General features: G+C 73.0%; 20 protein-coding genes and 1 pseudogene. 11 read left to right on the plus strand and 10 right to left on the minus strand.

The genetic code is table 11. The annotated features are described in order from the left end of the window. Window positions 1–12: 12 nt before the first annotated feature. From ACIP5O_RS05205 to ACIP5O_RS05215, 3 genes are all read right to left on the minus strand, one after another. Window positions 13–1,359 carry an ABC transporter substrate-binding protein gene (locus tag ACIP5O_RS05205; RefSeq protein WP_401288776.1) on the minus strand — a complete coding sequence of 449 codons (1,347 nt, stop codon included), beginning with the start codon at window positions 1,357–1,359 and terminating at the stop codon, window positions 13–15. Window positions 1,360–1,398: 39 nt separating this feature from the next. Then, window positions 1,399–2,613 carry an ROK family transcriptional regulator gene (locus ACIP5O_RS05210; RefSeq protein ID WP_356541072.1) on the minus strand — a complete coding sequence of 405 codons (1,215 nt, stop codon included), beginning with the start codon at window positions 2,611–2,613 and terminating at the stop codon, window positions 1,399–1,401. A 171-nt stretch (window positions 2,614–2,784) separates the two neighbouring features. After that, complete coding sequence (locus ACIP5O_RS05215; RefSeq protein WP_401288779.1) at window positions 2,785–3,861, minus strand: mechanosensitive ion channel family protein; 1,077 nt, start codon at window positions 3,859–3,861, stop codon at window positions 2,785–2,787. Window positions 3,862–4,115: 254 nt separating this feature from the next. Between ACIP5O_RS05215 and ACIP5O_RS05220 the strand changes: the two genes are divergently transcribed. Then, the gene (locus tag ACIP5O_RS05220) at window positions 4,116–4,679 is read left to right on the plus strand and encodes an HNH endonuclease (protein WP_356541074.1); all 564 of its coding nucleotides are present in this window, start codon (window positions 4,116–4,118) and stop codon (window positions 4,677–4,679) included. Window positions 4,680–4,729: 50 nt separating this feature from the next. Here ACIP5O_RS05220 and ACIP5O_RS05225 read toward each other — a convergent pair whose 3' ends face one another. Next, window positions 4,730–7,945, minus strand: a complete 3,216-nt coding sequence (locus ACIP5O_RS05225; RefSeq protein WP_401288781.1) for a beta-N-acetylglucosaminidase domain-containing protein — start codon at window positions 7,943–7,945, stop codon at window positions 4,730–4,732. A gap of 234 nt (window positions 7,946–8,179) precedes the next feature. Here ACIP5O_RS05225 and ACIP5O_RS05230 point away from each other — a divergent pair, with 234 nt between their 5' ends. The 3 genes from ACIP5O_RS05230 to ACIP5O_RS05240 are packed head-to-tail and all read left to right on the plus strand — an operon-like array spanning window position 8,180 to window position 10,852. Further along, complete coding sequence (locus ACIP5O_RS05230) at window positions 8,180–8,377, plus strand: hypothetical protein (protein ID WP_351968624.1); 198 nt, start codon at window positions 8,180–8,182, stop codon at window positions 8,375–8,377. Between the two features lies 1 nt (window position 8,378). Then, a complete protein-coding gene (malQ, locus tag ACIP5O_RS05235; RefSeq protein ID WP_401288783.1) occupies window positions 8,379–10,604 on the plus strand; it encodes a 4-alpha-glucanotransferase in 2,226 nt (741 codons plus the stop codon). A gap of 20 nt (window positions 10,605–10,624) precedes the next feature. Then, entirely contained in the window at window positions 10,625–10,852 is a 228-nt protein-coding gene (locus ACIP5O_RS05240; RefSeq protein WP_030210606.1) for a hypothetical protein, read from the plus strand. Between the two features lie 87 nt (window positions 10,853–10,939). Here ACIP5O_RS05240 and ACIP5O_RS05245 read toward each other — a convergent pair whose 3' ends face one another. Next, window positions 10,940–11,458 (minus strand): MarR family winged helix-turn-helix transcriptional regulator, encoded by a 519-nt coding sequence (locus ACIP5O_RS05245; RefSeq protein ID WP_401288786.1) that lies wholly within the window; start codon window positions 11,456–11,458, stop codon window positions 10,940–10,942. A gap of 157 nt (window positions 11,459–11,615) precedes the next feature. Between ACIP5O_RS05245 and ACIP5O_RS05250 the strand changes: the two genes are divergently transcribed. Genes ACIP5O_RS05250 through alc form a run of 3 tightly spaced genes read left to right on the plus strand, consistent with a single transcriptional unit; the run spans window position 11,616 to window position 14,818 of the window. Further along, window positions 11,616–12,680 carry an EamA family transporter gene (locus tag ACIP5O_RS05250; RefSeq protein WP_401288788.1) on the plus strand — a complete coding sequence of 355 codons (1,065 nt, stop codon included), beginning with the start codon at window positions 11,616–11,618 and terminating at the stop codon, window positions 12,678–12,680. A gap of 9 nt (window positions 12,681–12,689) precedes the next feature. Further along, window positions 12,690–13,634, plus strand: coding sequence for a LysR family transcriptional regulator (locus ACIP5O_RS05255; protein ID WP_401288790.1), 945 nt, complete (start codon window positions 12,690–12,692; stop codon window positions 13,632–13,634). 59 nt (window positions 13,635–13,693) lie between these two features. Then, entirely contained in the window at window positions 13,694–14,818 is a 1,125-nt protein-coding gene (alc, locus tag ACIP5O_RS05260; protein WP_401288792.1) for an allantoicase, read from the plus strand. Window positions 14,819–14,885: 67 nt separating this feature from the next. Here the strand turns inward: alc and pepN are convergent, their stop codons facing one another. From pepN to ACIP5O_RS05280, 4 genes are all read right to left on the minus strand, one after another. Then, window positions 14,886–17,462: an aminopeptidase N gene (pepN, locus tag ACIP5O_RS05265; protein ID WP_401288795.1), complete on the minus strand. Its 2,577-nt coding sequence runs from the start codon at window positions 17,460–17,462 to the stop codon at window positions 14,886–14,888. Window positions 17,463–17,660: 198 nt separating this feature from the next. Then, the gene (locus tag ACIP5O_RS05270; protein WP_401288799.1) at window positions 17,661–18,677 is read right to left on the minus strand and encodes an aspartate-semialdehyde dehydrogenase; all 1,017 of its coding nucleotides are present in this window, start codon (window positions 18,675–18,677) and stop codon (window positions 17,661–17,663) included. Between the two features lie 162 nt (window positions 18,678–18,839). Next, the gene (locus ACIP5O_RS05275; RefSeq protein WP_401288802.1) at window positions 18,840–22,160 is read right to left on the minus strand and encodes a S8 family serine peptidase; all 3,321 of its coding nucleotides are present in this window, start codon (window positions 22,158–22,160) and stop codon (window positions 18,840–18,842) included. Window positions 22,161–22,343: 183 nt separating this feature from the next. Next, window positions 22,344–23,333: a LuxR C-terminal-related transcriptional regulator gene (locus ACIP5O_RS05280; RefSeq protein WP_401288805.1), complete on the minus strand. Its 990-nt coding sequence runs from the start codon at window positions 23,331–23,333 to the stop codon at window positions 22,344–22,346. Between the two features lie 153 nt (window positions 23,334–23,486). Here ACIP5O_RS05280 and ACIP5O_RS05285 point away from each other — a divergent pair, with 153 nt between their 5' ends. From ACIP5O_RS05285 to ACIP5O_RS05300, 4 genes and pseudogenes are all read left to right on the plus strand, one after another. Then, window positions 23,487–23,807 carry a hypothetical protein gene (locus tag ACIP5O_RS05285; protein WP_401288807.1) on the plus strand — a complete coding sequence of 107 codons (321 nt, stop codon included), beginning with the start codon at window positions 23,487–23,489 and terminating at the stop codon, window positions 23,805–23,807. A 357-nt stretch (window positions 23,808–24,164) separates the two neighbouring features. Beyond that, window positions 24,165–24,341, plus strand: a pseudogene (locus ACIP5O_RS05290) (response regulator transcription factor); the annotation flags it as partial. A gap of 230 nt (window positions 24,342–24,571) precedes the next feature. Then, window positions 24,572–25,372 carry a hypothetical protein gene (locus ACIP5O_RS05295; protein WP_401288810.1) on the plus strand — a complete coding sequence of 267 codons (801 nt, stop codon included), beginning with the start codon at window positions 24,572–24,574 and terminating at the stop codon, window positions 25,370–25,372. Between the two features lie 18 nt (window positions 25,373–25,390). Next, complete coding sequence (locus ACIP5O_RS05300) at window positions 25,391–25,573, plus strand: hypothetical protein (RefSeq protein ID WP_401288812.1); 183 nt, start codon at window positions 25,391–25,393, stop codon at window positions 25,571–25,573. Between the two features lie 67 nt (window positions 25,574–25,640). On the opposite strand, the gene ACIP5O_RS05305 is transcribed toward ACIP5O_RS05300, so the two are convergent. Next, a complete protein-coding gene (locus ACIP5O_RS05305) occupies window positions 25,641–26,180 on the minus strand; it encodes a CGNR zinc finger domain-containing protein (RefSeq protein WP_401288813.1) in 540 nt (179 codons plus the stop codon). Window positions 26,181–26,219: the final 39 nt, after the last annotated feature.

The raw sequence follows: 26,219 nt of genomic DNA on the forward strand, positions 1-26,219 counted from the left end.
GGTGTCCGGCCGTCACTTCGCCGCGGCGATGTCGCGGTCGATCTGGGCGGCGGTGTCGGCGAGCCCCTTCTTCAGGTCCGTGACCTGCCCCTTCTCGTACCGCTGGGAGAACTTCTGGAGGGTGTCCTGGTAGGCGGAGCCGTTGACGGCGCCGTCCGAGGTGGTGGAGGCGGGGTGCCGGGCGATGTCCAGGAAGGTCTTGAAGCGCGGGTCGAACTTCAGGTCCGGGGACTTCAGCGCCTCCAGGGTGGAGGGCACGTTGCCGATGTCGTGGGCGAAGGCCACCACGGCGTCGGTGTCCGTGGTCATGAACTTGACCAGCTCCCAGGCCGCGTTCTGCTTCCGGCTCCGCGGCGCGATGCCCATGATCGTGCCGGAGAGGTAGCCCTTGCCGTACTCGGCCACCTCGTCGTCCGCGACCGGCAGCGGCGCGACGCCGATCTCGAAGCCGGGCTTCGCGTCCTCGGCGAACTTCAGCCGCCACTCGCCGTCGAGCTGCATGGCGACCCGGCCGGTGTGGAAGGGATGCTCGGGCCCCCACTCGTCGCCGAAGGTCGTGCGGTACCTGTCGAGCTTCCGGAATCCGCCGAGCGCGTCCACCAGGGACTTCTGGTACGTCATCATCGCGGCGAACGCCGGGTCCTTCGCGACGGTCGACTTCCCGTCCCGGTCGAAGTACCCGCCGTGCCTCCACTGGGACATGTAGTGCGAGACGACCGTCTCGTAGCCGAGGTAGGTCGGCATGAAGCCGAGCCGCTCGTACGAGTCGCCCTTGGGCTTCGTCAGCCTCTTCGCGACCTCGGTGAACTCGGACCAGGTCTTCGGCGGGGCCTCGGGGTCGAGCCCGGCCTGCCGGAAGGCGTTCTTGTTGTAGTAGAGCCCGTACGCGTCGGAGAGCAGCGGCAGGCTGCACCGCCGGCCCTCGAACCGCGTGTAGTCCTGGAGGACCTTCGGGAAGGTCTTGTCCAGGTCCAGCTTCGACTTCTCGATGAAGGGCTTCAGGTCCGCGAGGGCGCCCGAGGCGCAGAACTTGCCGACGTTGGACGTGGTGAACGAGGAGACGACGTCCGGTCCGTTCGAGCCGCCCGCGCGCAGGGCCTGGCCGAGCTTGTCGTCGTTGATGCCGCCGACGAGCTTCACCTCGATGTTCGGGTGGGCCTTCTCGAAGCGGGCGACGTTGGCCTCGATCGCCTCGACCTCGGCGGGCGCCGACCAGCCGTGCCAGAAGGTGATCGTCGTCTCCGCGTTCGGGTCGTCGGCTGCCGCGTCGCCCGTGGAGCCGGTACAGGCGGAGGCGAGGAGGGCGAGCGAGGCGGTGGCGGCGAGCGCGGCGGCGGCTCTGCGCGTGCGGACGGGCATGACGGTTCTCCCTGGGGCGGGGCGGAGGGGACGCGGGGGTCAGCGGGACGTGTCGAAGACCTCGTCGCGGGTGGCGGCGAGGGCGCTTTCGAGGGCCCCGCGCAGGACGGGACGCCGGGGCACGGCGGCGAGGACGAGGCGCGGCCGGGAGGCGGCCAGGTCGGCGAGCGCGGACTGCACGCGGGCGCGCAGGGGCTCGCCCCCGGAGACGAGGACCTCGCCGGAGAGCACGATCAGCTCGGGGTCGAGGACGGCCACGACGGAGGAGAGGCCGACGGCGACCCGCTCGGCGTACCGGTCGAGCAGGGCCGCGTACCGGGCGTCCTCGTCCGCCGCCCCGGCGGCGTGCGCGAGCAGCCCGGACGCCACCGGCACGTACGGCTGCTCGGGGGTGTCGATGCCGAGGGCGCGGGCGATCCGGGGCACGGACTGGACCCCGGCGAGCTCCTGGTAGCCGCCGGAGTTGGCCTTGGCGACCTGCCGTACGAGCGGGGTGCCGGGCACGGGCATGAAGCCGACCTCGCCGGCGCCGCCGGTGAAGCCCCGGTGCAGCCGCCCGCCCAGGACGAGGGCGGCGCCGATGCCCTCCTCGTTCCAGAGCAGGGCGAAGTCGGAGTGGCCCCGGGCGGCGCCCAGGCGCTGCTCGGCCAGGGCGACGAGGTTGACGTCGTTCTCGTACTCGAACGGCATCGGCAGGGCGGCGGCCAGCTCCTCCAGGAGGGTGGGGGAGTGCCAGCCGGGCAGGTGGGAGGCGTACCGCAGGCGTCCGGTGGCCGGGTCGAAGGCGCCGGGGGTGCCGATGACCAGGCGCCGCACGTCCTCGCGGGCGATCCCGGCCGCCTTCACGGCCCCGTCGAGGACCTCGGTGACCTGGCCGACGACCCCGGCGGCGGAGCGGCCGGGGGTGGGCAGCTCGGACTCGCCGACGATCTCGCCGGTGACGTCGGCGACGGCGGCGCGGATGCGGCGGGCGGTGACGTCGAGGCCCGCGGCGTACGCGGCGCGCGCGTTCACCGAGTAGAGCTGGGCGTTCGGCCCGGGGCGGCCCTCGGTGGTGCCGGTGGCGACGACGAGCCCGGCCGCTTCGAGGCGGGCGAGGAGCTGGGAGGCGGTCGGCTTGGAGAGCCCGGTGAGCTTGCCGATCCGGGTCCGCGAGAGGGGACCGTGCTCCAGGAGCAGGTCCAGGGCGGCCCGGTCGTTCATGGCCCGCAGCACGCGGGGCGTGCCGGGGGTCCCCGGAGTCGTACCGGCCATGGGGTGCGCACCTGCCCTTGCACTGTTAGGAAAGTTTCCTATTGAGTGGAAGGAAAATAAGTCGCCCGTCACCGGCCCGTCAATACCCGGGAACGCACGAAGCCCCCGGAGGCAACGGAATCGTTGCCGACGGGGGCCTCGGACGAGGGCTCGAACAGACGGCGCCGGGAGCTACTTGGAGAGGTCCTTCGGCAGCGGGGTCGCCGCCGCCGACTGCGGCGAGGTCGCGTTGGCGAAGACCGAGGGGGCCGCCATGCCCGCCGTCGGGTCGGCCGCCGCCTCCTCGGCCGGGGCCGGGAGCCCGCCCACGATCCGGATGCCGGCCTCGTCCAGGCCCCGCTTGATCCGCCAGCGCAGCTCGCGCTCCACGCCGAGCGCCTTGCCCGGCATCGTCTTCGCCGCCACCCGGACCGTCATCGAGTCCAGCAGCACCTCGTTCAGGCCGAGGACCTCCACCGGACCCCACAGGCGCTCGTTCCACGGCTCCTCCTTGGCCATGGCCTCCGCCGCCTCGGTGATCACCGACCGCACCCGGTCCAGGTCCTCCGTCGGCCGGACCGTCACGTCCACGGCCGCCGTCGCCCAGCCCTGGCTGAGGTTGCCTATCCGCTTGATCTCACCGTTGCGCACGTACCAGATCTCGCCGTCCACGCCGCGCAGCTTGGTCACCCGCAGACCCACCTCGACGACCTCGCCGGAGGCCACGCCCGCGTCGACCGAGTCGCCGACGCCGTACTGGTCCTCCAGGATCATGAAGACGCCGGAGAGGAAGTCGGTCACCAGGTTCCGCGCACCGAAACCGATCGCCACGCCGGCCACACCGGCCGACGCCAGCAGTGGCGCCAGGTCGATCTTGAAGGCGCCGAGGATCATCAGGCCGGCCGTGCCCAGGATCAGGAAGGACGCCACCGAGCGCAGCACCGACCCGATCGCCTCCGAGCGCTGCCGCCGCCGCTCGGTGTTGACGAGGAGGCCGCCCAGGGCCGTCCCCTCCACCGCCTGCGCCGAGCGGTTCATCCGCTCGATCAGCTTCGTCAGGGCCCGGCGGACGGCCATCCGCAGGAGCAGCGCGACGACCAGGATGAGGAGGATGCGCAGGCCGGTGTTCAGCCAGGTGGACCAGTTCTCCTCCACCCAGGTGGCGGCGCTGGTGGCCCGCTCCGCGGCCTCGTCCAGGGTCACCGGCATGGGTTCGGGTTCGGTGGCAGCCGCCAGGGCGGACCAGGACAAGGGACAACCTCCAGGCATCGCGTACGCAGGCCATCCACAGTAACGGGACGCCGGACGCGGTCCCGTCGTCCCGTTCGGGGGAGAGACGGACCTCACCCGGGAAGGAGGGAGGGGATGCCGACGCGGTCGGTGACCCCGGGTGTGGTCGACGACACCCCGGGCCCCTCACCCCGATACCGATACGTGGTGGCGCTCCGACCAGGCGTGAGGAGAGACTGGGGGCAGTCCGTCCCGGCGCGAGCCACGCGCCGCCGGCGCCATAGGAGGCATCCGTGCCGCATGTCCTGGTCCTCAACGCGTCGTACGAGCCGCTCGGCGTCGTACCGCTCCGCCGCGCACTCGTCCTCGTCCTGGAGAACAAGGCTCTCTGCCTCGAGGAGTCCGGCGCCTTCCTGCACAGCGAGACCCAAGTCGTCCCCGCGCCCAGCGTGGTGCGGCTGAAGCGCTTCGTGCGGGTCCCCTACCGGGGGCCCGTTCCCTTGACCCGCCGGGCCCTCTTCGCCCGCGACGGCGGGCGCTGCGCGTACTGCGGGGCCGTCGCGACCAGCGTCGACCACGTGATCCCGCGCAGTCGCGGGGGCACGCACGCGTGGGAGAACGTGGTGGCCGCCTGCCGCCGCTGCAACCACGTCAAGGCCGACCGGCACCTGCGCGAGCTCGGATGGCGGCTGCGCCACCCACCGGCCCCGCCGACCGGCCTGGCCTGGCGGATCATCGGAACCGGCCACCGGGACCCACGCTGGCTGCCGTACCTGCGGCCGTACGGCGCCGAGGACGTGATGGCCCGGATCGACTCCGTCGCGGAGACCCCCGTGGGGGCGCTCACGACGGGTTGAGCCGGGCCTTTCGCGTACGCGGGAGCCTCCGGCACGGAGCGGCGCGTCCCTCAGGGGGCGGGCCGCTCCTCCGGCGCGCCCGGGGGCGCGGTCTCGGGAACGTCGGCCGGGGGGTGCGTCGAGGACGGCACGGCACCGGCCTGTGGCGGCGCCGACGGCTTCGACGGCGCCGACGGCACCGACGGCTTCGACGGGACCTGAGGGGCCACCGCGTACGTCTCCACCGACCAGAGCGAGTAGCCGAAGCGGGTCGCCCGCTTCTCCCCCTGGATCCGCAGGAAGCGCGTGTCCGCCGCGTCCATCCGGACCGACTCCCGGCCGCCCCCGCCCTCCGCGACCGTCGCCGCCGTGCGCCACACCCGGCCGTCCGCCGAGACCTGGACGCGGTAGCGGGAGGCGTACGCGTCCTGCCAGTGCAGCACCACCTGCCCTATCCGGGCCGGCGCGGGCAGTTCGAGCTGCCACCAGGCGCCGTCCTCCGCCGGGGAGGACCAGCGGGTGGCCGGATCGCCGTCCGCGGCCGATGAGGCCGGGAAGTCGGGGGTCTCGTCGCCCGACGAGGACGCCGTCGCCGTCCGCGCCAGGTCGGGGCCCGCCGTACGGGGGAAGGCCCGGACCGTCAGGACCCGCTCCTCGCCCGCGAAGGACACCGGCACCCGGTACGCGCCGACCGGCACGTCCGCCGCCACCGACACCTCCAGGGGCACGCGCGTGCGGGCGCCGCGCTCCACCGCCGCCTGCTTCGGCAGCCGGACCGCGATCCCCTTCGGGGCCCTCGCCGTCAGCGGCCCGCTCACCCCGCCCGCGCGCCGGCCCGTCAGCTCCACGTCCACCCGCTGCGCCGGGCCGCCGATCTCCGCGTCCGTCTCCGTGCGGGCCAGGGCGACCCCGGCGCGCGGCCCGTCCGCGAACCACGGCACCAGGGAGCGCACCGCGGGGGCCGGAGCCCCCTCGCTCCACGCGACCCGCAGCGCCTCGGCCCGCAGCCCCTTCAGGTCGGTCTGCGTCCACCCCGACGACGACAGCGGGCCGAGCGGCCGCCAGCCCTCGCCGGGGACGTACGCCTCCACGCGCGCGTCCGTGCCCGCGCGCCCGCCGTCCGGGCCCGGTTCGGCCAGCACCGTCAGGGACTCCACGGCCCGCGCCCGGTCGAGCCGCACGGTGTACGAACCGGCGGCCCGCTCGGCCCGCGCCGCCGGGGTCCGGTCGGCGCCGGTCCAGGCCGCCGCCTCCTTCGCCGCGCGCGTGAGGAACGGGTCGAGGACCCCCGCGCCGACCGTCACCCGGCTCGTGTCCAGGGCCTTCCGCGCCCCTTCGAGCTCCAGCTGCGCCCGCCAGGCCGCCGCGCCGTCGCCGCGCCCCTGCGCGAGCAGCATGTCGACCGCCCGCTCGCCCGCCAGGCCGTACCGGGAGAGCTGCTCCAGCCACGGCCCCGTCTCGTCGTCGAGGGCGCCGCCCGCGGTGGCCGTGAGCCGCTCGGGGGCCCGGCGCATCACGGTGAAGGCGTCCCGCAGCGCGCGCGCCGCCCGTTCCCGCGCGCCCTGGTCCGCGCCCGCGCGGGCGTCCCAGAAGGCGGCCAGGAGCGGCTTCAGATAGGCCGATTCGCCCGCCGGGGCGAGGATCGAGGAGGCGCCGTTCCCGGCGAGCGCCCGCAGCGCCTCGCGGGCGGCCGGGTCCGGGCCCGCGAGGTCGTCGACGGCGGCCCGCCAGGACTCCCCGGGCCGGTAGCCCTTCGGGTTCCAGGCGTAGTCGGCGGTGGTGAACAGCGGCACGCGGGAGGCGGCCGCCTGTTCCATGGCGTGGGCGAGGTAGGCGGCGGAACCGGCGGCCACGGCCGGCTCCCGGCCCGTCGCGGGGCCGAGGAACAGCCGGTCCTGCGCGTAGTCGTTGACCGGGTAGTTGTCCATGGTGACCAGCGGGTGGTCCAGCGCCTCCCGGGCACCGGCCAGTTCGCCGCCGGTGATCGTGCGCGGCACGACGCCGACCCCGGTCCACGCCACCCGCACGTCCGCGTCGAGCGCCTCGGCGAGCTTCGTCCGGTACGCGGTCGACCCGTCCTGGTAGTACTCCGTCGGCATCACCGTCAGCGGCTCGCCGTCCGGGTGCCGTTCGGCCAGGTGCCGGGCGACCGTGTTCGCCACGCGCGCGTGGGCGGCGGCCGCGGCCTCGGGACCGCGCCCGAAGGCGTCGGCGTCCCGGGAGCAGTGCCACTCGTCGTACGAGGCGTCCTGGAACTGGAGCTGGAAGGAGCGCACCCCGAGCGCCCACATGTCGTCGAGCTTCCGGGTCAGCGCCGCCACGTCGGCGGACGAGGCCAGGCACATGGACTGGGCGGGCGACACGGCCCAGCCGAGCGTCACGTGGTTGGCGCGGGCCCGCTCCGCGAGCGCGCGGAACTCCGCCCGCTGCGCGGCCGGGTAGGGCTCCCGCCACTGGAGCTGGCGGTACGGGTCGTCCCCGGGCGCGTACAGATAGCGGTTCTGCTTGGTCCGGCCCAGGAAGTCGAGCTGCGCGAGCCGCTGTTCCCGGGTCCACGGGCGCCCGTAGAAGCCCTCGGTGACGCCGCGCTCGGCCGTGCCGGGCCAGTCCCGGACGACGACCCCGGGCACCTCGCGGCCGGAGCCGAGGAGCTGGCGCAGCGTCTGCACGGCGTGGAACAGGCCGTCCTCGCCCACCCCGTCCAGGACGACGGTCTCCCGCCCCCCGAACCGGCCCGTGGCGAGCCGGTAGCCGCCGCGCGGCAGGTCGAAGCGCTCGGGGACGCCCAGGGCGGTCAGCGCCTCCTCCGCGCCCTCTCCGGCGGGCCCGGCGGCCCGGACCACCGGGCCCCGGCCGGGCAGCCCGGTGTGGACGGTCCGCACCCCGGCCGCCCGCAGCAGCCCGCGCAGGGCGGCGAGGGCGTACGGATCGGCGTCGGCGTCCGCGAGCAGCGTCACCTCGTCCCCGAGCCGTACGGAGGGCCCGGAGCCGGCCAGGGACTGCGGCCGGGGCCAGACGGCGGGCACGCGCGCGGAGTCGCGGGCGGCGCTCGCCGGGGAAGCCGGGGAGCCCGCCGGGGGAGGGGCGGGGGCCGTCGGGTGCGCGGGGGTCCGTGAAGGCGCGGGAGGCGCCGGGACCGCGGGAGCCCGCGAGGGGGCGGGAGCCGCGGGGGCCGCCGACACCCTCGGGAACGCCTGTGCCGCCCCCGGGACGCCCCCGCCGAGGAGGCCGCCGATGACCGCGGCGGCGACGGCCGTCGCGGTGCGCCTGCTGTGCCCGAGGTGCACGGGGGTCTCCCTTCGGCGGGGCCGGCCGCTCCGCCGGTTGGTCACGAGTCGGTCACGAGCCCACCACCCGTCGCACGCGAGTGTCAATGCACAGGGCCGATGTGTCGGCTTTGCCCGGTGGGTCGTCGGCGGGGTGACGTCACTTCGTCACTTTCCGCCGGTAAAACGAGGTGCGGTGGGTATGGCTCAGTCGTTGTCCAGGTCCCACCTGTCGAGACGAACCGGGAGACCCCCGTGACCACGACCGCCCGCCACGGACGGATACGGATTCCGCAGCAGTCGGCGCCCGTCGGCGAACCGCTCACCAGCGAACCGCCGCTGCCCGACGCGTCCCCCCTCACCAGCGAGCCCCCGCTGACCGCGGAGGCCCATCTGACCAGCGAACCCACCGCCCCCGTCCACGCGGGCGGCCCGGAGTCCCCCGGAGTGTGAAGTGACCCTGGCCCGTCTCGCCGCCCGTCACGGCGTCGCCACCGTCCACAGTCCCGCCGACGGCGGTGACGCGCCCGTGCCGGAGGCCACCGTGGTGGCCGTCCTCGCCGCCCTGGGCGTGGACGCGTCCACGCCGGAGGCGGTCGCGGCCGCCCTCGAAGCGGCGGAACGTGCCGACCGGGAGCGCCTGTTGCCCCCGACCCTGGTCCACTGGCGGACCGGGGACGGGGGCGACGGACCCGGCGCCGGCCCACGCGAGGGGACCGGTCCGCGCGAGGGGACGGACCCGCACGAAGGGTCCGGCCCGTACGAAGGGACCGGCCCGTACGAGGGAGCCGCCCTGCGCGAAGAACCCTCCGCGCACCTCAAGGACGCCCCCCTCCGCCCCCCGTCCCACCTCCCGCCCGGCACCCGCCTCCAGGTCGTCACCGAGGACGGCGCCGTCGTCATCGGCGAGGACTGGTCGGAGCTGCCCCTCGGCGTCCACACGGTCGAGGCCGAGGCCCCCGACGGACGCACGGCCACCGGCACCCTGATCGTGAGCCCCGCGCGCGTCCCCGGGCCGGACCGGCGCGCGTACGGCCTCCTCGTCCAGCTCTACTCGCTGCTCTCCACCCGCTCCTGGGGCATGGGCGACCTCGGCGACCTGCGCGAGCTCGTCACCTGGGCGGGCCGGCGGCACGGCGCCGGGTTCGTCCAGGTCAACCCGCTCCACGCGGGCGTGCCCGGCGCGCCCGCCGACCCCTCCCCGTACCGCCCCTCCTCGCGCCGCTTCCCGGACCCCGTCCACCTGCGGATCGAGGAGATCCCCGAGTACGCCCTGATCGGCCCCGAGCGCCGCGAGGAGCTGGACCGGATCCTCGCCGACGCGGCCGAACTGCGCGAGCGGGTCCTCGGCAAGGGCGCCCTGATCGACCGGGACGCGGTCTGGGAGGTCAAGAGGCGGGCCCTGGAGCTGCTCCTCACGGGCGTGGAGCTCGGCCCCGGCCGGCGCGCCGACTTCCACGACTTCCTGGCCGGGCGGGGCCGCGCCCTGGAGGACCACGCCACCTACCAGGCCCTCGCCGAGCGGCACGGCCCCCACTGGCGCTCCTGGCCCGAGGCGCTGCGCACCCCGCGCGCGGCGGAGGCGGCCGTGCGCGCCGATCCCGCCCTGGCCGCCCGGGTCGACTTCCACTGCCGGCTCGCCTGGCTGACGGACCGGCAGCTCGCGGACGCCGCCGGGGCCGCCCGCGAGGCCGGGATGGCGGTCGGGATCGTCCACGACCTGGCGGTCGGGGTCCACCCGGAGGGTTCGGACGCCTGGGCCGGCCAGGAGGCCTTCGCCGCCGGCATGTCGGTCGGCGCCCCGCCCGACGCCTTCAACGCCCGGGGCCAGGACTGGGGCCTGCCGCCCTGGCGGCCCGACGCCCTCGCCGCCGCGGGCTACGCCCCGTACCGGGGGCTCCTGCGCGAACTCCTGCGCCACGCGGGCGCGCTGCGCATCGACCACGTGATGGGCCTCTTCCGGCTCTGGTGGGTGCCGGAGGGCCGCGAGCCCACCGAGGGCACGTACGTCCGGTACGACGCCGAGGCGATGCTCGCCGTCCTCGTCCTGGAGGCGCACCGCGCCGGGGCCCTGGTCATCGGCGAGGACCTCGGCACGGTCGAGCCGGGGGTGCGGGAGGCGCTGGCCCGGCGCGGGGTGTTCGGGACCTCCGTGCTCTGGTTCGAGCGGGACTGGGCGGGCACCGGCCGCCCGCTGCCCCCCGAGGAGTGGCGCGCGGAGTGCGTGGCCACCGCGACCACCCACGACCTGCCCTCCACCGCCGCCCGGCTCTCCGGCGACCACGTCGTGCTGCGGCACCGGCTCGGGCTGCTCCCCGGCGACCTGGAGCGCGAGCGGGCGGCGGACCGGGCCGAGACCGCCGAGTGGCGCGGCCTGTTCGAGCGGCTCGGGCTGCTCCCGGAGGGGCCGGGGGAGGAGGCCGAGATCCGGGCCGTCCACCGGTACCTGCTCGCCACCCCGGCCCGGATGGTCGGGGTGTGGCTTCCGGACGCCGTGGGGGACCGCAGACCGCAGAACCTGCCGGGCACCTGGGACGAGTACCCCAACTGGCGGCTGCCGGTCGCGGGCCCCGACGGGCAGCCGCTCACCCTGGAGCGGCTCGCCGCCTCGCCCCGGGCGCACGCCCTCCTGAGCGAGCTGCACGCCCGTACGGCACCCCCGGGCGCGCGGCGCGTTTAGGCGTTCGCTACGTTTGCACCGTGGACAAGAAGAACGCCCTGCGCGCCGGCGCCGTCGCGGCCGGTACGACGCTGATGATGCTGCTCATGTCGTCCCCCGCGCTCGCGCTCACCCGCGACGACGGTGACGACCCGGCCCCCAAGCTGGAGGTCGTCGAGACCCTCGGCCTGTTCGTGGCCGCCCCGCTGGTGCTGTTCCTGGTCATCACCGGCCTGGTGATGGTGCTCGACAAGTCCAAGAAGGCGTAACTCCTTCCTCCGGCTCCGTCGAAGGCGCCGCCCGGTACCGACGTACCGTGCGGCGCCTTCGCATGCCCGCGTGCCCGCGCCTCCGGTTCAGACCGTGGTCGCGAGCAGCTTGCGCAGCAGCCCGGCCAGCTGCTCCGCCTCCTCCGCGCCGAGCGCCGCCTCCAGGGCCGCGCGCTGCTCCGCGAGGCCGTCCGCGACCGCCCGGTCCACCAGTTCCCGGCCGCGCTCGCTGAGGGTGACCCGCAGCCCGCGCCGGTCGTTCGGGTCGGGGCTGCGGCCGAGCAGCCCGGCCCTCTCCAGACGGTCGAGACGGCCCGTCATGCCGCCCGTGGTGATCATCAGCGTGGCGGACAGCTCGCGCGGCGAGAGCGTGTACGGCTCCCCCGACCTGCGCAGGGTCGCGAGCACGTCGAACTCCCCGCGCGCCACGCCGTGGGGCGCGTACGCCCTGGTCACCCGGTCTCCCATGGCGTTCGCCAGCCGGTAGATCCGGCCGAAGACGGCCATCGGGACCGTGTCCAGGTCGGGCCGGACGGCCGCCCACTGGTCGGTGATGGCGTCGACGGCGTCGTGGGCGGGGCCCGGGCCGGGGGTCTTCGTGTCCATGCGCACAGTCTCCCTTTCCGCGGGACGCGACGGCAAGAAAGTAGCTTGTGCGTAAGTAGCTTAGTGCTAAGTTAATTAGCGCCAAGCCGAATCGGCCGGACCGGGCCCCGCGGCCCGGAACACCGACGCACCGGCATCCGTCTCCAGGGGGAACCGCATGTCCCACCAGGCCGTCACGTCCCACAGAGCCGCCTTCGTCGCCCTGACCTCCCTCGCCCCGATCTCCTGGGGCTCCACCTACTACGTCACCACCGAGTTCCTGCCGCCCGACCGGCCCCTCTTCACCGGTCTGATGCGCGCCCTGCCCGCCGGACTCCTGCTCCTGGCGCTCACCCGCAAGCTCCCGACGGGCGCCTGGTGGGGGAAGGCCGCCGTCCTCGGCGCCCTCAACATCGGCGCCTTCTTCCCGCTGCTCTTCCTCGCCGCCTACCGGCTCCCCGGCGGCGTCGCCGCCGTCGTCGGCTCCGTCGGCCCGCTCTTCGTCGTCGGCCTCGCCGCCCTCCTCCTGGGCGACCGGCCCACCGTCCGGGCCCTGGTCACCGCCGTCGCCGCCGCCTTCGGCGTCAGCCTCGTGGTCCTGAAGGCCGGGGCCGCGCTCGACCTCGTCGGCGTGATCGCCGGACTGCTCTCCGCCCTGTCCATGTCGACCGGCGTCGTCCTCACCAAGCGCTGGGGCCGCCCCGAGGGCGTCGGCGCCCTCACCGCCGTCGGCTGGCAGCTCACCGCGGGCGGCCTCGTCATCCTGCCGATCGCCCTCCTGGTCGAGGGCGCCCCGCCGGCCCTGACCGGCACGAACCTGGCCGGCTACGCGTACCTGGCCCTCGGCAACACCGCCCTCTCGTACGTCCTCTGGTTCCGCGGCATCGAGCGGCTGAGCGCCTCCTCCCTCACCCTCCTCGGCCCTCTCTCGCCCGTCACCGCCGCGCTCATCGGCTGGGCGGCGCTCGGCCAGGCGCTCGGCCCGGTCCAGCTCCTCGGCATGGCGATCGCCCTCGGCGCCACCCTGGCGGGCCAGCTGAACCCCCGTACGCCGGAGGCGTCGGCGGAAACCCCGCCCGAGGCCCCGGCGGAAACCGGAGCCTTCGACGAGACCGGAGCCTTCGACGAGACCGGAGCCTTCGACGAAACCGGAGCCTTCGACAAGACCGGAGCCTTCAGCGAAGCCGAACGAAAAGAACAGGAGGCTTCGGTCGAACCGGAGGCTTCGGAGGCGCCCCGATAGGTTGCGCCCATGACCGAGTGGGACATCAAGAAGCTCCGGATCCTCCGCACCCTCCGCGACCGCGGCACCGTCACCGCGACCGCGGAGGCCCTGCTCATGACCCCCTCGGCCGTCTCGCAGCAGCTCACCAACCTCTCCAGACAGCTCGGCGTCCGGCTCCTGGAGGCCCAGGGCCGCCGCGTCCGGCTCACCGACGCCGCCCACCTGGTGCTGCGCCACGCGGAGGCGGTCTTCGCGCAACTGGAGCGCGCCGACGCCGAACTCGACGGCTACCTGCGCGGCGAGGCCGGACAGGTGCGGGTGGCGGCCTTCTCCACCGCCGTCCCCGCCCTCGTCGTCCCCGCCGTACGGCACCTGCGGACCGCCCACCCCCGGCTCGACGTCCGGATCCGGGAGGCCGAGGCGGCGGAGGCGTACGAGCTGCTCGCGGCCGGCGAGGTCGACCTCGCCCTCTCGCTCGCCGCCCACGCCCCCTCCGCCCGCGACTCCCGGTTCGGCCGGGTGCCGCTGCTCGCCGACCCGCTCGACGTGGCCCTGCCCGCCGGGCACCCGCTCGCCGACGCCCCCGGCCTGCGCCTCGCCGACCTCGCCGCCGAACCCTGGATCTACGGCGGCTCCGGCCCCTGGTCCGAGATCACCACCGCCGCCTGCGAGGCCGCCGGCTTCGTGCCCGAGCAGGCCCACAGCGCCTCGGGCTGGACCGCGATCCTCGCCATGGTCGAGGCCGGGATGGGGATCGCGCTCGTGCCCCGCATGGCCTCCGCCGAGCGCCGGGGCGGCAGTGGAGTCGGTGGAGCCGGCGGGGTCGTCATGCGCGTCCTCTCCGCCGACCAGCCCCGCCGCCACGTCGTCGCGGCGGTGCGCGGCGGGGCGGAGGAGGGCCCGGCGGTCGCCCGGGTCCTGGCCGCGCTCCGCCGGGCGGCGGCGGAACGCGAAACCGTTCAGCAGAACTGAACGACACCGTCGAAAACATTCGATGGACCTGGACGGCGGCGACGCGGGAAGGTCGATCCATGAGCGACTTCGACACGAACCAGGACCCGCACGCCAACGACGCCGCCCCCTACGCCGGCGGAGACCCCTACGCCGACTACCGCGCCGGGGACTTCCCGTTCACCGAGCTCGTCGACCTCGCCGACCGCCGCCTCGGCGCCGGAGTCGTCGCCGCCAACGACGAGTTCTTCGCCGAGCGGGAGAACCTCCTCGTCCGCGAGCGCGCCGTCTTCGACCCCGAGCGCTTCGGACACAAGGGCAAGATCATGGACGGCTGGGAGACCCGCCGCCGCCGCGGCGCCGACGCCGAGCACGTCTTCCCCGCCCCCGAGGACCACGACTGGGCGATCGTCCGCCTCGGCGCCCCCGGCGTCGTCCGGGGGATCGTCGTCGACACCGCCCACTTCCGCGGCAACTACCCGCAGAAGGTGTCGGTCCAGGCCACCGCCGTCGAGGGCAGCCCGAGCCCCGCCGAACTCCTCGACGCCAAGTGGGAGGAGCTCGTCCCGCCCACCCCCGTCCGCGGCCACGCCGCCAACGGCTTCGCGATCGACGTGGAGCGCCGCTTCACCCACGTCCGCCTCCGCCAGCACCCCGACGGCGGCGTCGCCCGCCTCCGCGTCCACGGCGAGGTCGTGCCCGACCCCGAGTGGCTGGAGCTCCTCGGCACCCTCGACCTGGTCTCCGTACTGAACGGCGGCACGTACGAGGACGCCTCGGACCGGTTCTACTCCTCGCCCACCCAGATCATCCTGCCCGGCACCTCCCGCAAGATGGACGACGGCTGGGAGAACCGCCGCCGCCGGGTCCGCGACACCAACGACTGGGTGCGCTTCCGGCTCGCCGCCCAGGGCGCCGTCCGCGCCGTCGAGATCGACACCGCCTACCTCAAGGGCAACTCGGCGGGCTGGATCGCCCTCCAGGGCCGCAACGGCGAGAGCGGCGAGTGGTTCGAGATCATCCCCAGGACCCGGCTCCAGCCCGACACCCCGCACCGCTTCAAGCTGCCCGCGCGGGCCGTCGTCACCCACGTGCGCCTGGACGCCTTCCCCGACGGCGGCGTCGCCCGGATGCGCCTCCACGGCACCCTGACGGAACAGGGCGCGGCCGACCTGCGCGCCCGGTACACGGCCCTCGGCGGCTGACCGCCGGGCACGGAAAAGGGGCGCCCCACCGGGGAGGGCGCCCCTTCTCACGTACGGCCCACCGCTCTCAGACGGCCGCCGCCGAGTCCGCGGCCTGCGCCTTCAGGGCGCGCTCGACGCCCGCGCGGCACTCCGTCACCAGGCGCCGCAGCGCCGGAGCCGGCCGGTGCTCCTCCAGCCAGGCGTCCGTCGCGTCCAGGGTCTCCTGCGAGACCTGGAGCGTCGGGTAGAGGCCGACCACGATCTGCTGGATCATCTCGTGGCTGCGGGTCTCCGAGACGCCCTTGACCGCCGCGAAGTACTTCGCCGTGTACGGGGCGAGCAGCTCGCGCTGGTCGGACTGGACGAAGCCGCCGATCACGGCCTCCTGCACGGCGTTCGCCAGCTTGTCGTCCTCGACGACCGACGCCCAGGCCTCCGCCTTCGCCGCCTCCGTCGGACGGGCCGCCCGCGCGGTCGCCGCGTGCCGCTCGCCCGCCGCCGTGCGGTCGCGCTCCAGCTCGGCCGCGATCTCCGCCTCGTCGTACTCCCCGGTCGCCGCGAGCCGCTGCACGAACGCCCAGCGCAGCTCGGTGTCCACCGCCAGGCCCTCGATCGTCTCGCGCCCCTCCAGGAGGGCCGCGAGCAGGTCGAGCTGCTGCGGGGTGCGGGCGGTCGCCGCGAAGGCGCGCGCCCACGCCAGCTGGTGGTCGCTCGCCGGCTCGGCCGCGCGCAGGTGCGCGAGCGTCGCCTCGGTCCAGCGGGAGAGCCCGGCCTCGCGCCACTGCGGCGCCGCGTACAGGTCGAGGGCCGCCTTGACCTGGCCCTGGAGCGACTGCACCACGCCGATGTCGGACTCCTTGGCGATGCCCGAGAGCACCAGCTCCAGGTAGTCGCGGGTGGCCAGCTCGCCGTCGCGGGTCATGTCCCAGGCCGAGGCCCAGCACAGCGCGCGCGGCAGCGACTCGGCGAAGTCGCCCAGGTGCGCGGTGACGTTGGCCAGGGACACGTCGTCCAGGCGGACCTTGGCGTACGACAGGTCGTCGTCGTTGAGGAGGACGACCGCCGGGCGCTTCCTGCCGACGAGCTGCGGCACCTCGGTCCGCCCGTCCGCCGCGATGTCCAGCTCCAGGCGGTCGGTGCGCACGAGGCGACCGGTCTCGTCCAGGTCGTAGGAGCCGATCGCGATCCGGTGCGGACGCAGGACCGCCTCGCCCTTGGCGCCGACGGGCAGCGCCGGGGCCTCCTGGCGGACCGCGAAGGCCGTGACGGTCCCGTCCGCGTCGGTCTCGATCTCCGGGCGCAGGACGTTGATGCCGGCCGTCTCCAGCCACGCCTTCGACCAGGCGGTCAGGTCGCGGCCGGAGGTCTTCTCCAGGGCGCCCAGCAGGTCCGACAGGCGCGTGTTGCCGAAGGCGTGCGCCTTGAAGTACGCCTGCACGCCCTTGAAGAACTCGTCCTGGCCGACGTAGGCGACGAGCTGCTTGAGGACCGAGGCGCCCTTGGCGTACGTGATGCCGTCGAAGTTGACGAGCACGTCCTCCAGGTCGTTGATGTCGGCCATGATCGGGTGCGTGGAGGGCAGCTGGTCCTGGCGGTAGGCCCAGGTCTTCTCCGCGTTGGCGAAGGTGGTCCAGGCGTTCGGCCAGCGGGTGCCGGGCACGGCGGCCTGGCAGGCGACCGAGGTGTAGGTGGCGAACGACTCGTTCAGCCACAGGTCGTTCCACCACTCCATGGTCACGAGGTCGCCGAACCACATGTGGGCGAGCTCGTGCAGGATGGTCTCGGCCCGCCGCTCGTACGCCGCGTCCGTCACCTTCGAGCGGAAGACGTACTGGTCGCGGATGGTGACCGCGCCGGCGTTCTCCATCGCGCCCGCGTTGAACTCCGGCACGAAGAGCTGGTCGTACTTGGCGAAGGGGTAGTCGTACGCGAACTTCTCCTGGAACCAGTCGAAGCCCTGGCGCGTGACGTCGAAGATGTGGTCCGCGTCGAGGAACTCGGCGAGCGACGGACGGCAGTAGATGCCGAGCGGGACGGTCTGCCCGTCCTTCTCGTACGTGGAGTGCACCGAGTGGTACGGACCGGCGATCAGGGCCGTGATGTACGTGGAGATCCGGGGCGTGGGCTCGAACGCCCACACGTCGTCCTTCGGCTCCGGCGCCGGCGAGTTCGAGATGACCTTCCACCCGGCCGGGGCCTTCACGGTGAACCGGAAGGTCGCCTTGAGGTCGGGCTGCTCGAAGGAGGCGAACACGCGCCGCGCGTCCGGCACCTCGAACTGGGTGTACAGATAGGCCTGGTCGTCGACCGGGTCGACGAACCGGTGCAGGCCCTCACCGGTGTTGGTGTACGCGCAGTCCGCGACGACCTTGAGCTCGTTGCGGCCCTCCCGCAGGTGCGGCAGGGCGATCCGCGAGTCGCGGAAGACGGCGGCGACGTCCAGGGCGTGCCCGTTCAGGACGGCCTCGTGGACGGCGGGGGCGACGAGGTCGATGAAGGTCTCGGCGCCCGCCTCGGCGGAATCGAAGCGGACGGTGGTGACGGACCGGTAGGTGCCGCCCTCCTGCGCACCGGAGAGGTCGAGTTCGACCTCGTACGCGTCCACGGTCAGCAGCGCCGCCCGCTGCCGGGCCTCTTCACGGGTCAGGTTCGTACCAGGCACCCGGTCAACTCCTCTGTTTCATGACGATTGGGCCCATCCTTCCACGGGGCGGCTCCGTGGCGCACGGCACATTTCCACGGTCCGCCGCCGTTCGGCCGTCCGGTTCGAAGGAGGGGCCCCGCCACGCGCGGACGCGCCGGAGGGGCGGCTCCCACCACGGGAAACCGCCCCTCCGGCCGTACGCGCCCCGCGGGGTCGTCAGCCCTTGAGCTCGGCCGCGACCAGCTCCGCGATCTGCACGGCGTTCAGCGCCGCGCCCTTGCGCAGGTTGTCGTTGGAGACGAAGAGCGCGAGGCCGTTCTCGACGGTCTCGTCCACGCGGATGCGGCCGACGTACGAGGCGTCCTTGCCGGCCGCCTGGAGCGGGGTCGGGATCTCGGACAGCTCGACGCCCTCGGCGCCCTTCAGCAGCTCGTGGGCGCGCTCGACGCCGATCGGGCGCTCGAAGCGGGCGTTGACCTGGAGGGAGTGGCCGGAGAAGACCGGGACGCGCACGCAGGTGCCGGAGACCTTGAGCTCCGGGATCTCCAGGATCTTGCGGGACTCGTTGCGGAGCTTCTGCTCCTCGTCGGTCTCGAAGGAGCCGTCGTCGACGATCGAACCGGCGAGCGGCAGCACGTTGAAGGCGATCGGGCGCTTGTAGACGCCGGGCTCGGGGAAGTCGACGGCCCCGCCGTCGTGGGCGAGCGCGGCGGCGCCCTCGGCGACGGCCCTGACCTGCCCGTCCAGCTCGGCGACACCGGCCACGCCCGAGCCGGAGACGGCCTGGTAGGTGGTGGCGACGAGCGCGACGAGCCCGGCCTCCTCGTGGAGCGGCTTGAGGACCGGCATCGCGGCCATCGTGGTGCAGTTCGGGTTGGCGATGATCCCCTTGGGGCGGTCCTTGACCGCGTGCGGGTTCACCTCGGAGACCACGAGGGGGACCTCGGGGTCGCGGCGCCAGGCGGAGGAGTTGTCGATCACGACGGCGCCCTGGGAGGCGACCTTCTCGGCGAGGGCCTTGGAGGTGGCGCCGCCGGCGGAGAAGAGCACGATGTCCAGACCGGTGTAGTCGGCGGTGGAGGCGTCCTCGACCGTGATGCCGTCCACGACGGTGCCGGCGGAGCGCGCGGAGGCGAAGAGCCGCAGCTCGTCGAGCGGGAACGCGCGCTCGGTCAGGATGCTGCGCATGACTGTGCCGACCTGACCGGTGGCTCCGACGATTCCGACCTTCACGGGGACTCCTGCGTGCTCATGGGGACGTACGGGCGGGGTGCTGCCCTTCCATCATGCGGGCGACCACGGCCGCCTTGTCCAATCCATTGTCCGAGGACCGGGACGAGAACGGGGGAGGGGCGGGCACCGGAACCGGCACCCGCCCCTCCCCGTCACACGGTGTTACGGAGTGACCGCGCCGATCAGGACGCTGCCGGTGCCCGCGACGGTGCCGCGGGCGTTGACCAGCTGCACCTCGCCGAAGAACTGGCGTCCCTCGGGAGCGGCACCGGCGACGAGGACCTCGGCCGTCACCGTGGCGGACCCGCCGTTGGGCAGGGCGGCCGGCTTCGAGCCGTCGACCTTCACGGTGCCGAGGGCGGACGAGTAGTACACGTCCTTGTAGTCGTACGTGGTGCCGCCCGCGGCCTGGACCGAGTAGCCGTCGATCACGACGGTGTACGTGCCCGCGGCCGGCTTCACCAGGGAGACGGCCTCCTCCGAGTCGCCGTCGGCGGCCTGCGCGACCTGCTTGCCGTTGAGCGACACGGTCAGGTCGAGGTCGGCGGCCTTGTCGGAGGTGTTGCCGATGCCGATGTCGAGCCGCTCGACGCCCTCGCCGATGGTGACGGTCCGGGTGTGCTTCTGCTTGTTCAGGATGGTCGGCGTCTCGGTCTTCTGGGAGCCGAGGGAACCGCCCTTGAGGGTGCCCTCGATGCCCGCGAAGCGGTTGGTGACCTTCCACTGGACGGGGGCCGGGGTGCCGACCTTCGCCTCCGGGACGGTCTGGACGGCCGGGTCGAAGTCGACGCCGAGGGCCGCGACGCCCAGCGTGTACGGGTTGTCCAGGTCCGGCGACGTGCGGCGGGCCTCGACCTCGACCTCCCAGACGCCCAGCGTCGGGTCCGGGTAGGAGCGCAGGTCCGGACGGCAGGTGTTGGCCGGGTTGTAGTGCGGGTAGCAGCCCGTGGTCGCGGTCGGGTCGACGGGGACGCCGACCGGGTGGATCGCGATGAACCGGGTCTGGCTCTTCTCCTTCAGACCGGACAGCGAGACCTCCAGCGTCTTGGCGCCCGGGGGCACGGTGACGAAGTGGGAGGTGGTGCTGTTGCGCTGCACGGAGCCCCTGGCGGTGTAGCCGTAGACCGGGGCGGTCAGGTCGCTCGCGACGACCGAGGTGGCGAGGATCTGCTTGTCGACGCCCTCGGTGCGCTCGTCGTCGGCCTCCAGGATGACGCTGTGCACGCCCGCGGAGGACGCCTTGGCCTGGAGCCTGACGGTGACCGGCTTGTTCAGCGGCAGGTAGATCCGGTCGTCACTGACGATGCGGAAGGTGCCGTCGTTGTACTTGAGGTCCAGGTCGTGCCGGACCGGGCGGTCCGGGCCGCTGGTGCGGGTGACGACGACGTCGTAGACCCGCTTCTGGCCGACCTTGAGGTCGCCCTCGCGGTCGTACACGCCGGTGCCGGTGCGCGGGGCCGGGAAGATCACGGTGTCGACCGGGGCCTGCACCGTGTAGTCGTGGGCCGTGGCGCCGTCCTTGATGGACTCCCACGCCTCTTCGATGTCGATGCGGCCGGCGCCCTGCTCGTGCGCGGCGACACCGGGGATCCGCCGGGCGGTGGAGGTCAGCGCCGTGCGCAGGGTGAGCGGGGAGAGCTCGATGCCCTTCTGCTTGGCGGCCGAGATCAGCAGCGCGCTCGCGCCCGCCGCCTGCGGCGAGGACATCGAGGTGCCGTTGAGCATGCCGTAGCCGGCGGGCAGCGCGTAACCCGACTCGGCGAGGCCGGCGCCCGGCAGCCAGGTCGGGATGGTGTTCACGGCCGAGCCGGGGGCGGTGATCGTCGGGGTGAAGCCGCCGTCCTCGCGGGGGCCGCGCGAGGAGAAGGGGAACATGGCGTACTTCTTGTCGACGGCCGAGCCGTAGTTGGCGGCCCAGGTCTCCTTGGAGACGGCCGCGCCGACCGAGAGGACCTTGTCGGCCAGGCCGGGGTCGCCGATCGTGTTGATGCCGGGGCCCGAGTTGCCGGCCGAGATGACCAGCTGGACGCCGTACTGGTCGATCAGGCGGGTGTAGAGGCGGGCGCGGACGTTGTCGCCGTCGTTCTGCTGCGGCAGGCCGCCGATCGACATGTTGACGATGTCGACGCCGCGGTTGACGACGAGGTCCGTCATGCCCTCGGTGAGGGCGGTGTTGGTGCAGCCGCCGGTCCAGGTGCACGCGCGCGAGGAGACGATCTTCGCGCCGGGGGCCGCGCCGTTCATCCGGCCGCCGAAGAGGCCGTGGGCGGCGGTGATGCCGGCGACGTGGGTGCCGTGCGAGGACTCGACGAGACCGATGTTGACGAAGTCGGCCTTCTTGCCGATCCAGTCGCCCTTCAGCGGGTCCATCGGGACGTCCTTGCGGATCTCCACGACGAACGGCGTCTTCTCGACGACCTCGGTGGCCGGGTCGTCGGTGCCGAAGTACCCGATCTGGAACCCGTCCTTGTACGGCTTCATCGGCGCGTTGTCCGTGAAGTCGTTGTTCTGGTCGGCGTCCACGCGGACGGTCCCGGCGGCCGGGTCGTACAGCAGGCCGAAGACGTCGGTGGTGTCGCCGTCCCGGTTGACGTCACCGGCCGGGTCACCGCCCGCGGTGATCGACTCGGTGAAGCGGCTGAACCGGTACGAGCCCTCCGGGGCCTTCCAGCTCTGCGTGGAGGCGGTGAAGACGGGGCCGGCGACCGTGGTGATCTGCGGCTGCCAGGTGGCGTCGCCCTCGGTCAGCGGGTCCGTGGCGGTCACCCAGTCGACGATCTTGCGCTCGCCGGTGGTGGTCTTCTGCAGGGCCGGGTGGCCGAGGTCGACGCCGGAGTCCAGGATGCCGATGGTCACGCCGCGGCCGTCGGCCTTGGGGTGGCTCTCGACGAAGTCGACCGCGCCCGTCTCGTGGGAGGGGTTGTACGGATTCCTCGCCGGGGTCTTCTTGCCGGGGGCCGGGTACGTCTTCGCGACGGTGGTGCCCTCGACGGGGCCCGTCGGGCCGCCGGTGTCCGGGCGCGGGTCGTCGAGCGGGATCTCGGCCTGGAGGTCGACGGCCTGGACCGAGGAGAGCTTGGTCGCGGCCCGGATGGCGGCCTCGGCCTTGGCGGTCGGCAGGGTGGCGCGGACGTAGCCGAGCGCGTCCTGCCGCTTGCCGACCGAGGCGCCGGCGACGGCGTCCAGCTGGGCGGCGACCTGCTCGGTGGCGCCGGGGGCGGTGGCGACGAGGACGGTGACGTTCGCCTCGCCGTTCGCCTGCGCCTCGGTGAGGCGCTGGGCGTCGACGGCGCCGAGCTTGTCGGCGGAGTCCGACGCCTTGACCGGGGGAGTGGTCCCGGGGTCGTCGGTGGCGAGGGCGGGCACGGTGCCGGCCGCGACGAGCGCGGCGACGAGACCGGCGGCGGCCGCGACGCGCGCCGCCCGTCTCCGTCCGGGCACCGAGGACCGGGCTATGGGGCCCTGGGTCTGGGGGGTGGCCATGTGCATCCCTGTCTGTGAAGGAGAGGGTCCGGATATCGGTCCCGGATGACCGCTCAGCCTTTCGCAAGTCACCTGTGTTTGGGGAGTGTTGCAAGGCAGCGGAATGCGGCGATGGCGTACATCCGCCACCGTGGAACATGCGTCATCGAGGACGAACGGTTTCCAAGGTGGTCAAGTCCGGCCTCAGTCCCCGGAGCGCAGCCAGCCGCGTTCGCCCGCTTTGAGGCCGGCCTCGAAGCGGCTGCGTGCATCCAGCTTCTCCATCAGGCCCGCGGCCACTCGACGGGCCGTGCGATGGGACACCCCGAGACGCACGGAGATGGCCTGGTCGGTGAGCCCCTGCCCCAAGAGCCTCAGGAATTCGGCTTCTTGCGGAGAGAGACCGCGATCGTCGAGGGTGTGGGAGTGCCCCAGGGGCATGCCTCGTTCCCAGGTCGTGTCGAAAAGGGCGCACAACGCGGCGACCGTCCCCTGGCTGTGCAACACGATGGCGCCGATCGTGGCATCGGAGGTGTCCATCGGCAGGACGGCGTGCTTCCGGTCCATGATGATCATCCGTACGGGCAGGGTGGGCACGGTCCTCGCCCGGCCGCCCAGTGAGTGCAGCCACGTTGCGTAGTCCAGCGTGGGCTGGTCGTTGCGGATGCTGTCCAACCACAGAGTGCGCATGCGCACCCCACGTTCGAGCATGGGTCGGTCCACGGTCCTCGCCACCGCCAGATCGGCCGGACGCTGCGCCCCTCCCGGCGCGAAGGTCATGATCTCCTCTTCGACCTGACGGGTGAGGGCGCCGATGCGATCGCGTATCGCGTCGATGCCGATCAGCCGTTCCGTGGCCGGGTCCTCCGTGTCCTGGACGAGGCTGGAGCATTCCGAGATGAGCCGGGCCGCGGCGATGCGCGACTCTTCGATCTGTTGGCGGCGCTCCGCCAGTTCCGCCTGCTGACGGGCGAGCAGCCTCTCGATGCCGACCTCGGGCCTCACGGCACGACTGCCGCCCTCCAGGTCCGGTCCGACGAGTGCGAGCCTGCTCAGGCGTTCGAGTGCCCTGCGGACGGTGTCCTCCGCCTCGCCGAGGCTCCGGGCCAGTTCCGGCAGTCGAATGGTCGGATCCGCGAGCATGACTCGGTACACGCTTTCTGCCTGTTTGTCGAGTCCAATGGCTTCCAGCAAGGTTCCCCCCTCTGCTGTTCACGATGCTGCGCCCTGATCATCTTTCACGCCGGCGAGCGGTGACAAGTTTGTTCGGCCACTTAAGGCCAAGGGCCGATAAGGCCAGCTCGATCGTCTGGTCGTGGACGTCCTCGCTTGGCAGTGTCGTGCGGCATGTACCTCATTCACGCACGACTCCGGGCGAAGGGGGAAGTGTCCCTTCCCGAGAGGTTCGAGGAGGAGATCTGCCGTCAGGAAGTCGAACCGGCCAGCATTGAGCACGTGGTCCTCCACGACGACCTGCCGGGCATCCCCGTTCTCGGGCTCTTCGTGGCGGCACGCAATCTGGTGGAGGCGGAACGAGCGGCGGAGACCGCCTGCCTGCGTGTCCTCATGCCAGAGGGCTTGGCCGCCAGTTGGGAGCTCGTCACATGTGAGGCGGCGTTCGTGGCCGAGTTCTACAAACGCCTGCTGGCCGGCCCGCAGTGTCCGTGAGGGCCGCGGACCCTTTGGGTCAGGGCCACTTGAGTCCAGCCGCCGGGCCTTCCTGGTAGGGGAGCCGCGCGGAAACATATGTGGTGGCACCGGTTGAGGGATGCCGTTCCCGCTCTCGTCGATCCTGGGGGGATCCACCATGTTCCGCGCAAAGCTTCCGATCGTACTCGGAATGTTTCTCCTGATGCTGACGGCGCCGCTCTCGCAGGTTCCTCAGCAGTTTTCGGGAGGTGGCGTCGTAGCTTCCGGAAGTGCTCCGGGAAATCCGGTCACGGACGGAGAAGAAAGTGGTATCTGGGGTCCTTGAGAAAGGGTGCGGAAATGGATCACTCGATTGATCTCGGTTCGGCAGTCCAGCGAATGGGGCAACTGTCCGAGCGTGAGCACGAGGTGCTCGCGCTGTTGGCGACCGGAGACACGAACCATTCGATCTCCCGCCGTCTGGGGGTTTCCGAGGGGACGGTGAAGTCGCATGTCGGAAGAATTCTGTTGAAGCTCGGTCTCGAGAGCCGTACCGCTGCGGCGGTCGCGGCGGTCTGGCACCTGCATCCGTGTCGGTGCGCCTTTCCCGCCCCGGGAGCGAGATGGCCCCGTGGTGCTGCGCTGCGCGAGCACCTTCCCGTTCGGGCTATGCCGAAGGTTCAATAGCGGCGCGACGCCGGTCTGGACGAGGCTTTGAGGCGTCAGAGAGGCCCCGCCGAAACGGTTCGCTCGAACTCCCGGCGGGATGTCTCCCCAGGCTTCTCAGTGAGGTTGGTACAGCCATGTCGAAGTTCAGTGGTTCCGCTCGGCGACGCGTCGGCCGTCTGGTGGTGGCCGCCGCCGCGGTCGCTCTGACGGCGGGAGCCGTTCCGACGGCCCAAGCCGCTGGAACGGCCGACCCCGAGGTCGCCGCCGCCCTTCAGCGCATCGCCGACGCCTCCGGGAGCATCGCCGACTGCAAACTCGTCTACGAGCGGGACCCGGCGCTCTCCGAGCAGATTCCCTGCCCGTGGGTCAACATGGGTGCGGACGGCCCGGAAGTCGCCTACCAGACCCTGAACTACAACATCCTTCCGGACGGCACGTACGACAACCTCGACGACGTCACCATGAACTCGACGGAGACGAAGGCTCTCGTCAGCTCGTGGACCAACGGGGGAAACACCTCCACGGGCGACCTCGTGGAGGTGCCGGAAGAGGGTGCCTCGGGCGGTACGGGATTCAGCACCAGAGTGGCCGCCGGCAGGTGGAAGCTGGCCAAGGTGACGGAAACCAACTACAGCTACCTCGGCAGCGTCATCTACCGGTACGTCCACTACGCCAACTTCAAGTACGCGGGTGGAAAGGTCACCGCCTGGGGGACGCGCGGCGATTACCTGAGCAACGAGTCGAGCGTCGTCGACGACCAGGGACGCATAGCCAACACCGCGACGAAGCTTTCGGCTTCGACGGCGTACTCCTACATGAAGCACAAGATAGCCCTCGTGGCGCCCGTGTACGGCACGTACGCGTACAACTACCCTTGGGTGAAGATTAAGATGACGGGCTCCGGTGCCACTTCGTTCACCGGTGCCGCCCTCTAGACAAGTAGGTCGGAGATCATGACCAAGCTCATCGGCGGCGTCTTGTTGACGGTCGGTCTCTTCGCCGCGCTCGTCGCGCTCGCGGGGCAGCGTTTCGGCCCCCTGGAGATCGGAGCGTCGCTCCTCCTCCTGGTGGCGGTGATCGCGCTTCTCGTCCGGAACCATCTCCGGACGCGGCGGCACGGCTCCGGGCGGGGCTAGCGCCGCAGATGAACTCCGCACGGCGGCTCACCGGTTGACCGGTGGGCCGCCGCGGTGCGTCATGGGGTCATTCCTTGGCGCGGGCGTAGTGCCGGGAGGCCTTGGCGCGGTTGCCGCAGACCGCCATCGAGCACCAGCGGCGGGTGCCGTTCCGCGAGGTGTCGAAGAAGTGCAGGATGCACGCCTCGTGGGCGCAGGCCCGGATCCGGTCGGGCGCGGTGCGCAGCAGGTCGAGGTAGTCGCGGGCGGCGGTCCAGGCCGGCCCCCACGCGGGGTCGGCGAACTCGGCCTCCTCGCCGGGGCCCTCGGCGGTGAGCGTGGCCCGGATGCGGCCGCGGCCGAGGACGGTGTCGACGCGGGCGGTGGCGGCGGGGTCGCCGGGGCGGTCGACGAGCGCGGCGAGCGCGTCCCGGGCGGTGAGGGTGTGACGCAGGGTGGCGGCGTCGGCGGCGAACCGCCCCTCCAGGCCGTTGGCGGCGAGCCAGACGGCGAGCCCCTCGACGTCGGTGAGCAGGTCCCGGCGGACGCCCTCCTCGTTCCAGCGGGTGTTGAGCAGGTCCAGGGAGACGGGCTCACCGGTGAGCGGCCGGGGGTCGACGGCGGTCATGGGCGGGCACCTTCCTCCGGGGGCTAACCCCTCAAGAGT

This window comes from Streptomyces sp. NPDC088915 (assembly GCF_044749825.1).
In the GTDB taxonomy this organism is placed as follows: Bacteria; Actinomycetota; Actinomycetes; order Streptomycetales; family Streptomycetaceae; genus Streptomyces.

What these genes read in the sequence shown, in the direction of transcription:
- ACIP5O_RS05255 (WP_401288790.1), top strand. Translation starts at nt 12,690, where the DNA reads ATGACCGAGTGGGACATCAAGAAGCTCCGGATCCTCCGCACCCTCCGC.
- ACIP5O_RS05305 (WP_401288813.1), bottom strand. Translation starts at nt 26,180, where the DNA reads ATGACCGCCGTCGACCCCCGGCCGCTCACCGGTGAGCCCGTCTCCCTG.
- ACIP5O_RS05210 (WP_356541072.1), bottom strand. Translation starts at nt 2,613, where the DNA reads ATGGCCGGTACGACTCCGGGGACCCCCGGCACGCCCCGCGTGCTGCGG.
- ACIP5O_RS05245 (WP_401288786.1), bottom strand. Translation starts at nt 11,458, where the DNA reads ATGGACACGAAGACCCCCGGCCCGGGCCCCGCCCACGACGCCGTCGAC.
- ACIP5O_RS05205 (WP_401288776.1), bottom strand. Translation starts at nt 1,359, where the DNA reads ATGCCCGTCCGCACGCGCAGAGCCGCCGCCGCGCTCGCCGCCACCGCC.
- ACIP5O_RS05295 (WP_401288810.1), top strand. Translation starts at nt 24,572, where the DNA reads ATGTCGAAGTTCAGTGGTTCCGCTCGGCGACGCGTCGGCCGTCTGGTG.
- ACIP5O_RS05285 (WP_401288807.1), top strand. Translation starts at nt 23,487, where the DNA reads ATGTACCTCATTCACGCACGACTCCGGGCGAAGGGGGAAGTGTCCCTT.
- ACIP5O_RS05215 (WP_401288779.1), bottom strand. Translation starts at nt 3,861, where the DNA reads ATGCCTGGAGGTTGTCCCTTGTCCTGGTCCGCCCTGGCGGCTGCCACC.
- ACIP5O_RS05275 (WP_401288802.1), bottom strand. Translation starts at nt 22,160, where the DNA reads ATGGCCACCCCCCAGACCCAGGGCCCCATAGCCCGGTCCTCGGTGCCC.
- ACIP5O_RS05300 (WP_401288812.1), top strand. Translation starts at nt 25,391, where the DNA reads ATGACCAAGCTCATCGGCGGCGTCTTGTTGACGGTCGGTCTCTTCGCC.
- alc (WP_401288792.1), top strand. Translation starts at nt 13,694, where the DNA reads ATGAGCGACTTCGACACGAACCAGGACCCGCACGCCAACGACGCCGCC.
- ACIP5O_RS05250 (WP_401288788.1), top strand. Translation starts at nt 11,616, where the DNA reads ATGTCCCACCAGGCCGTCACGTCCCACAGAGCCGCCTTCGTCGCCCTG.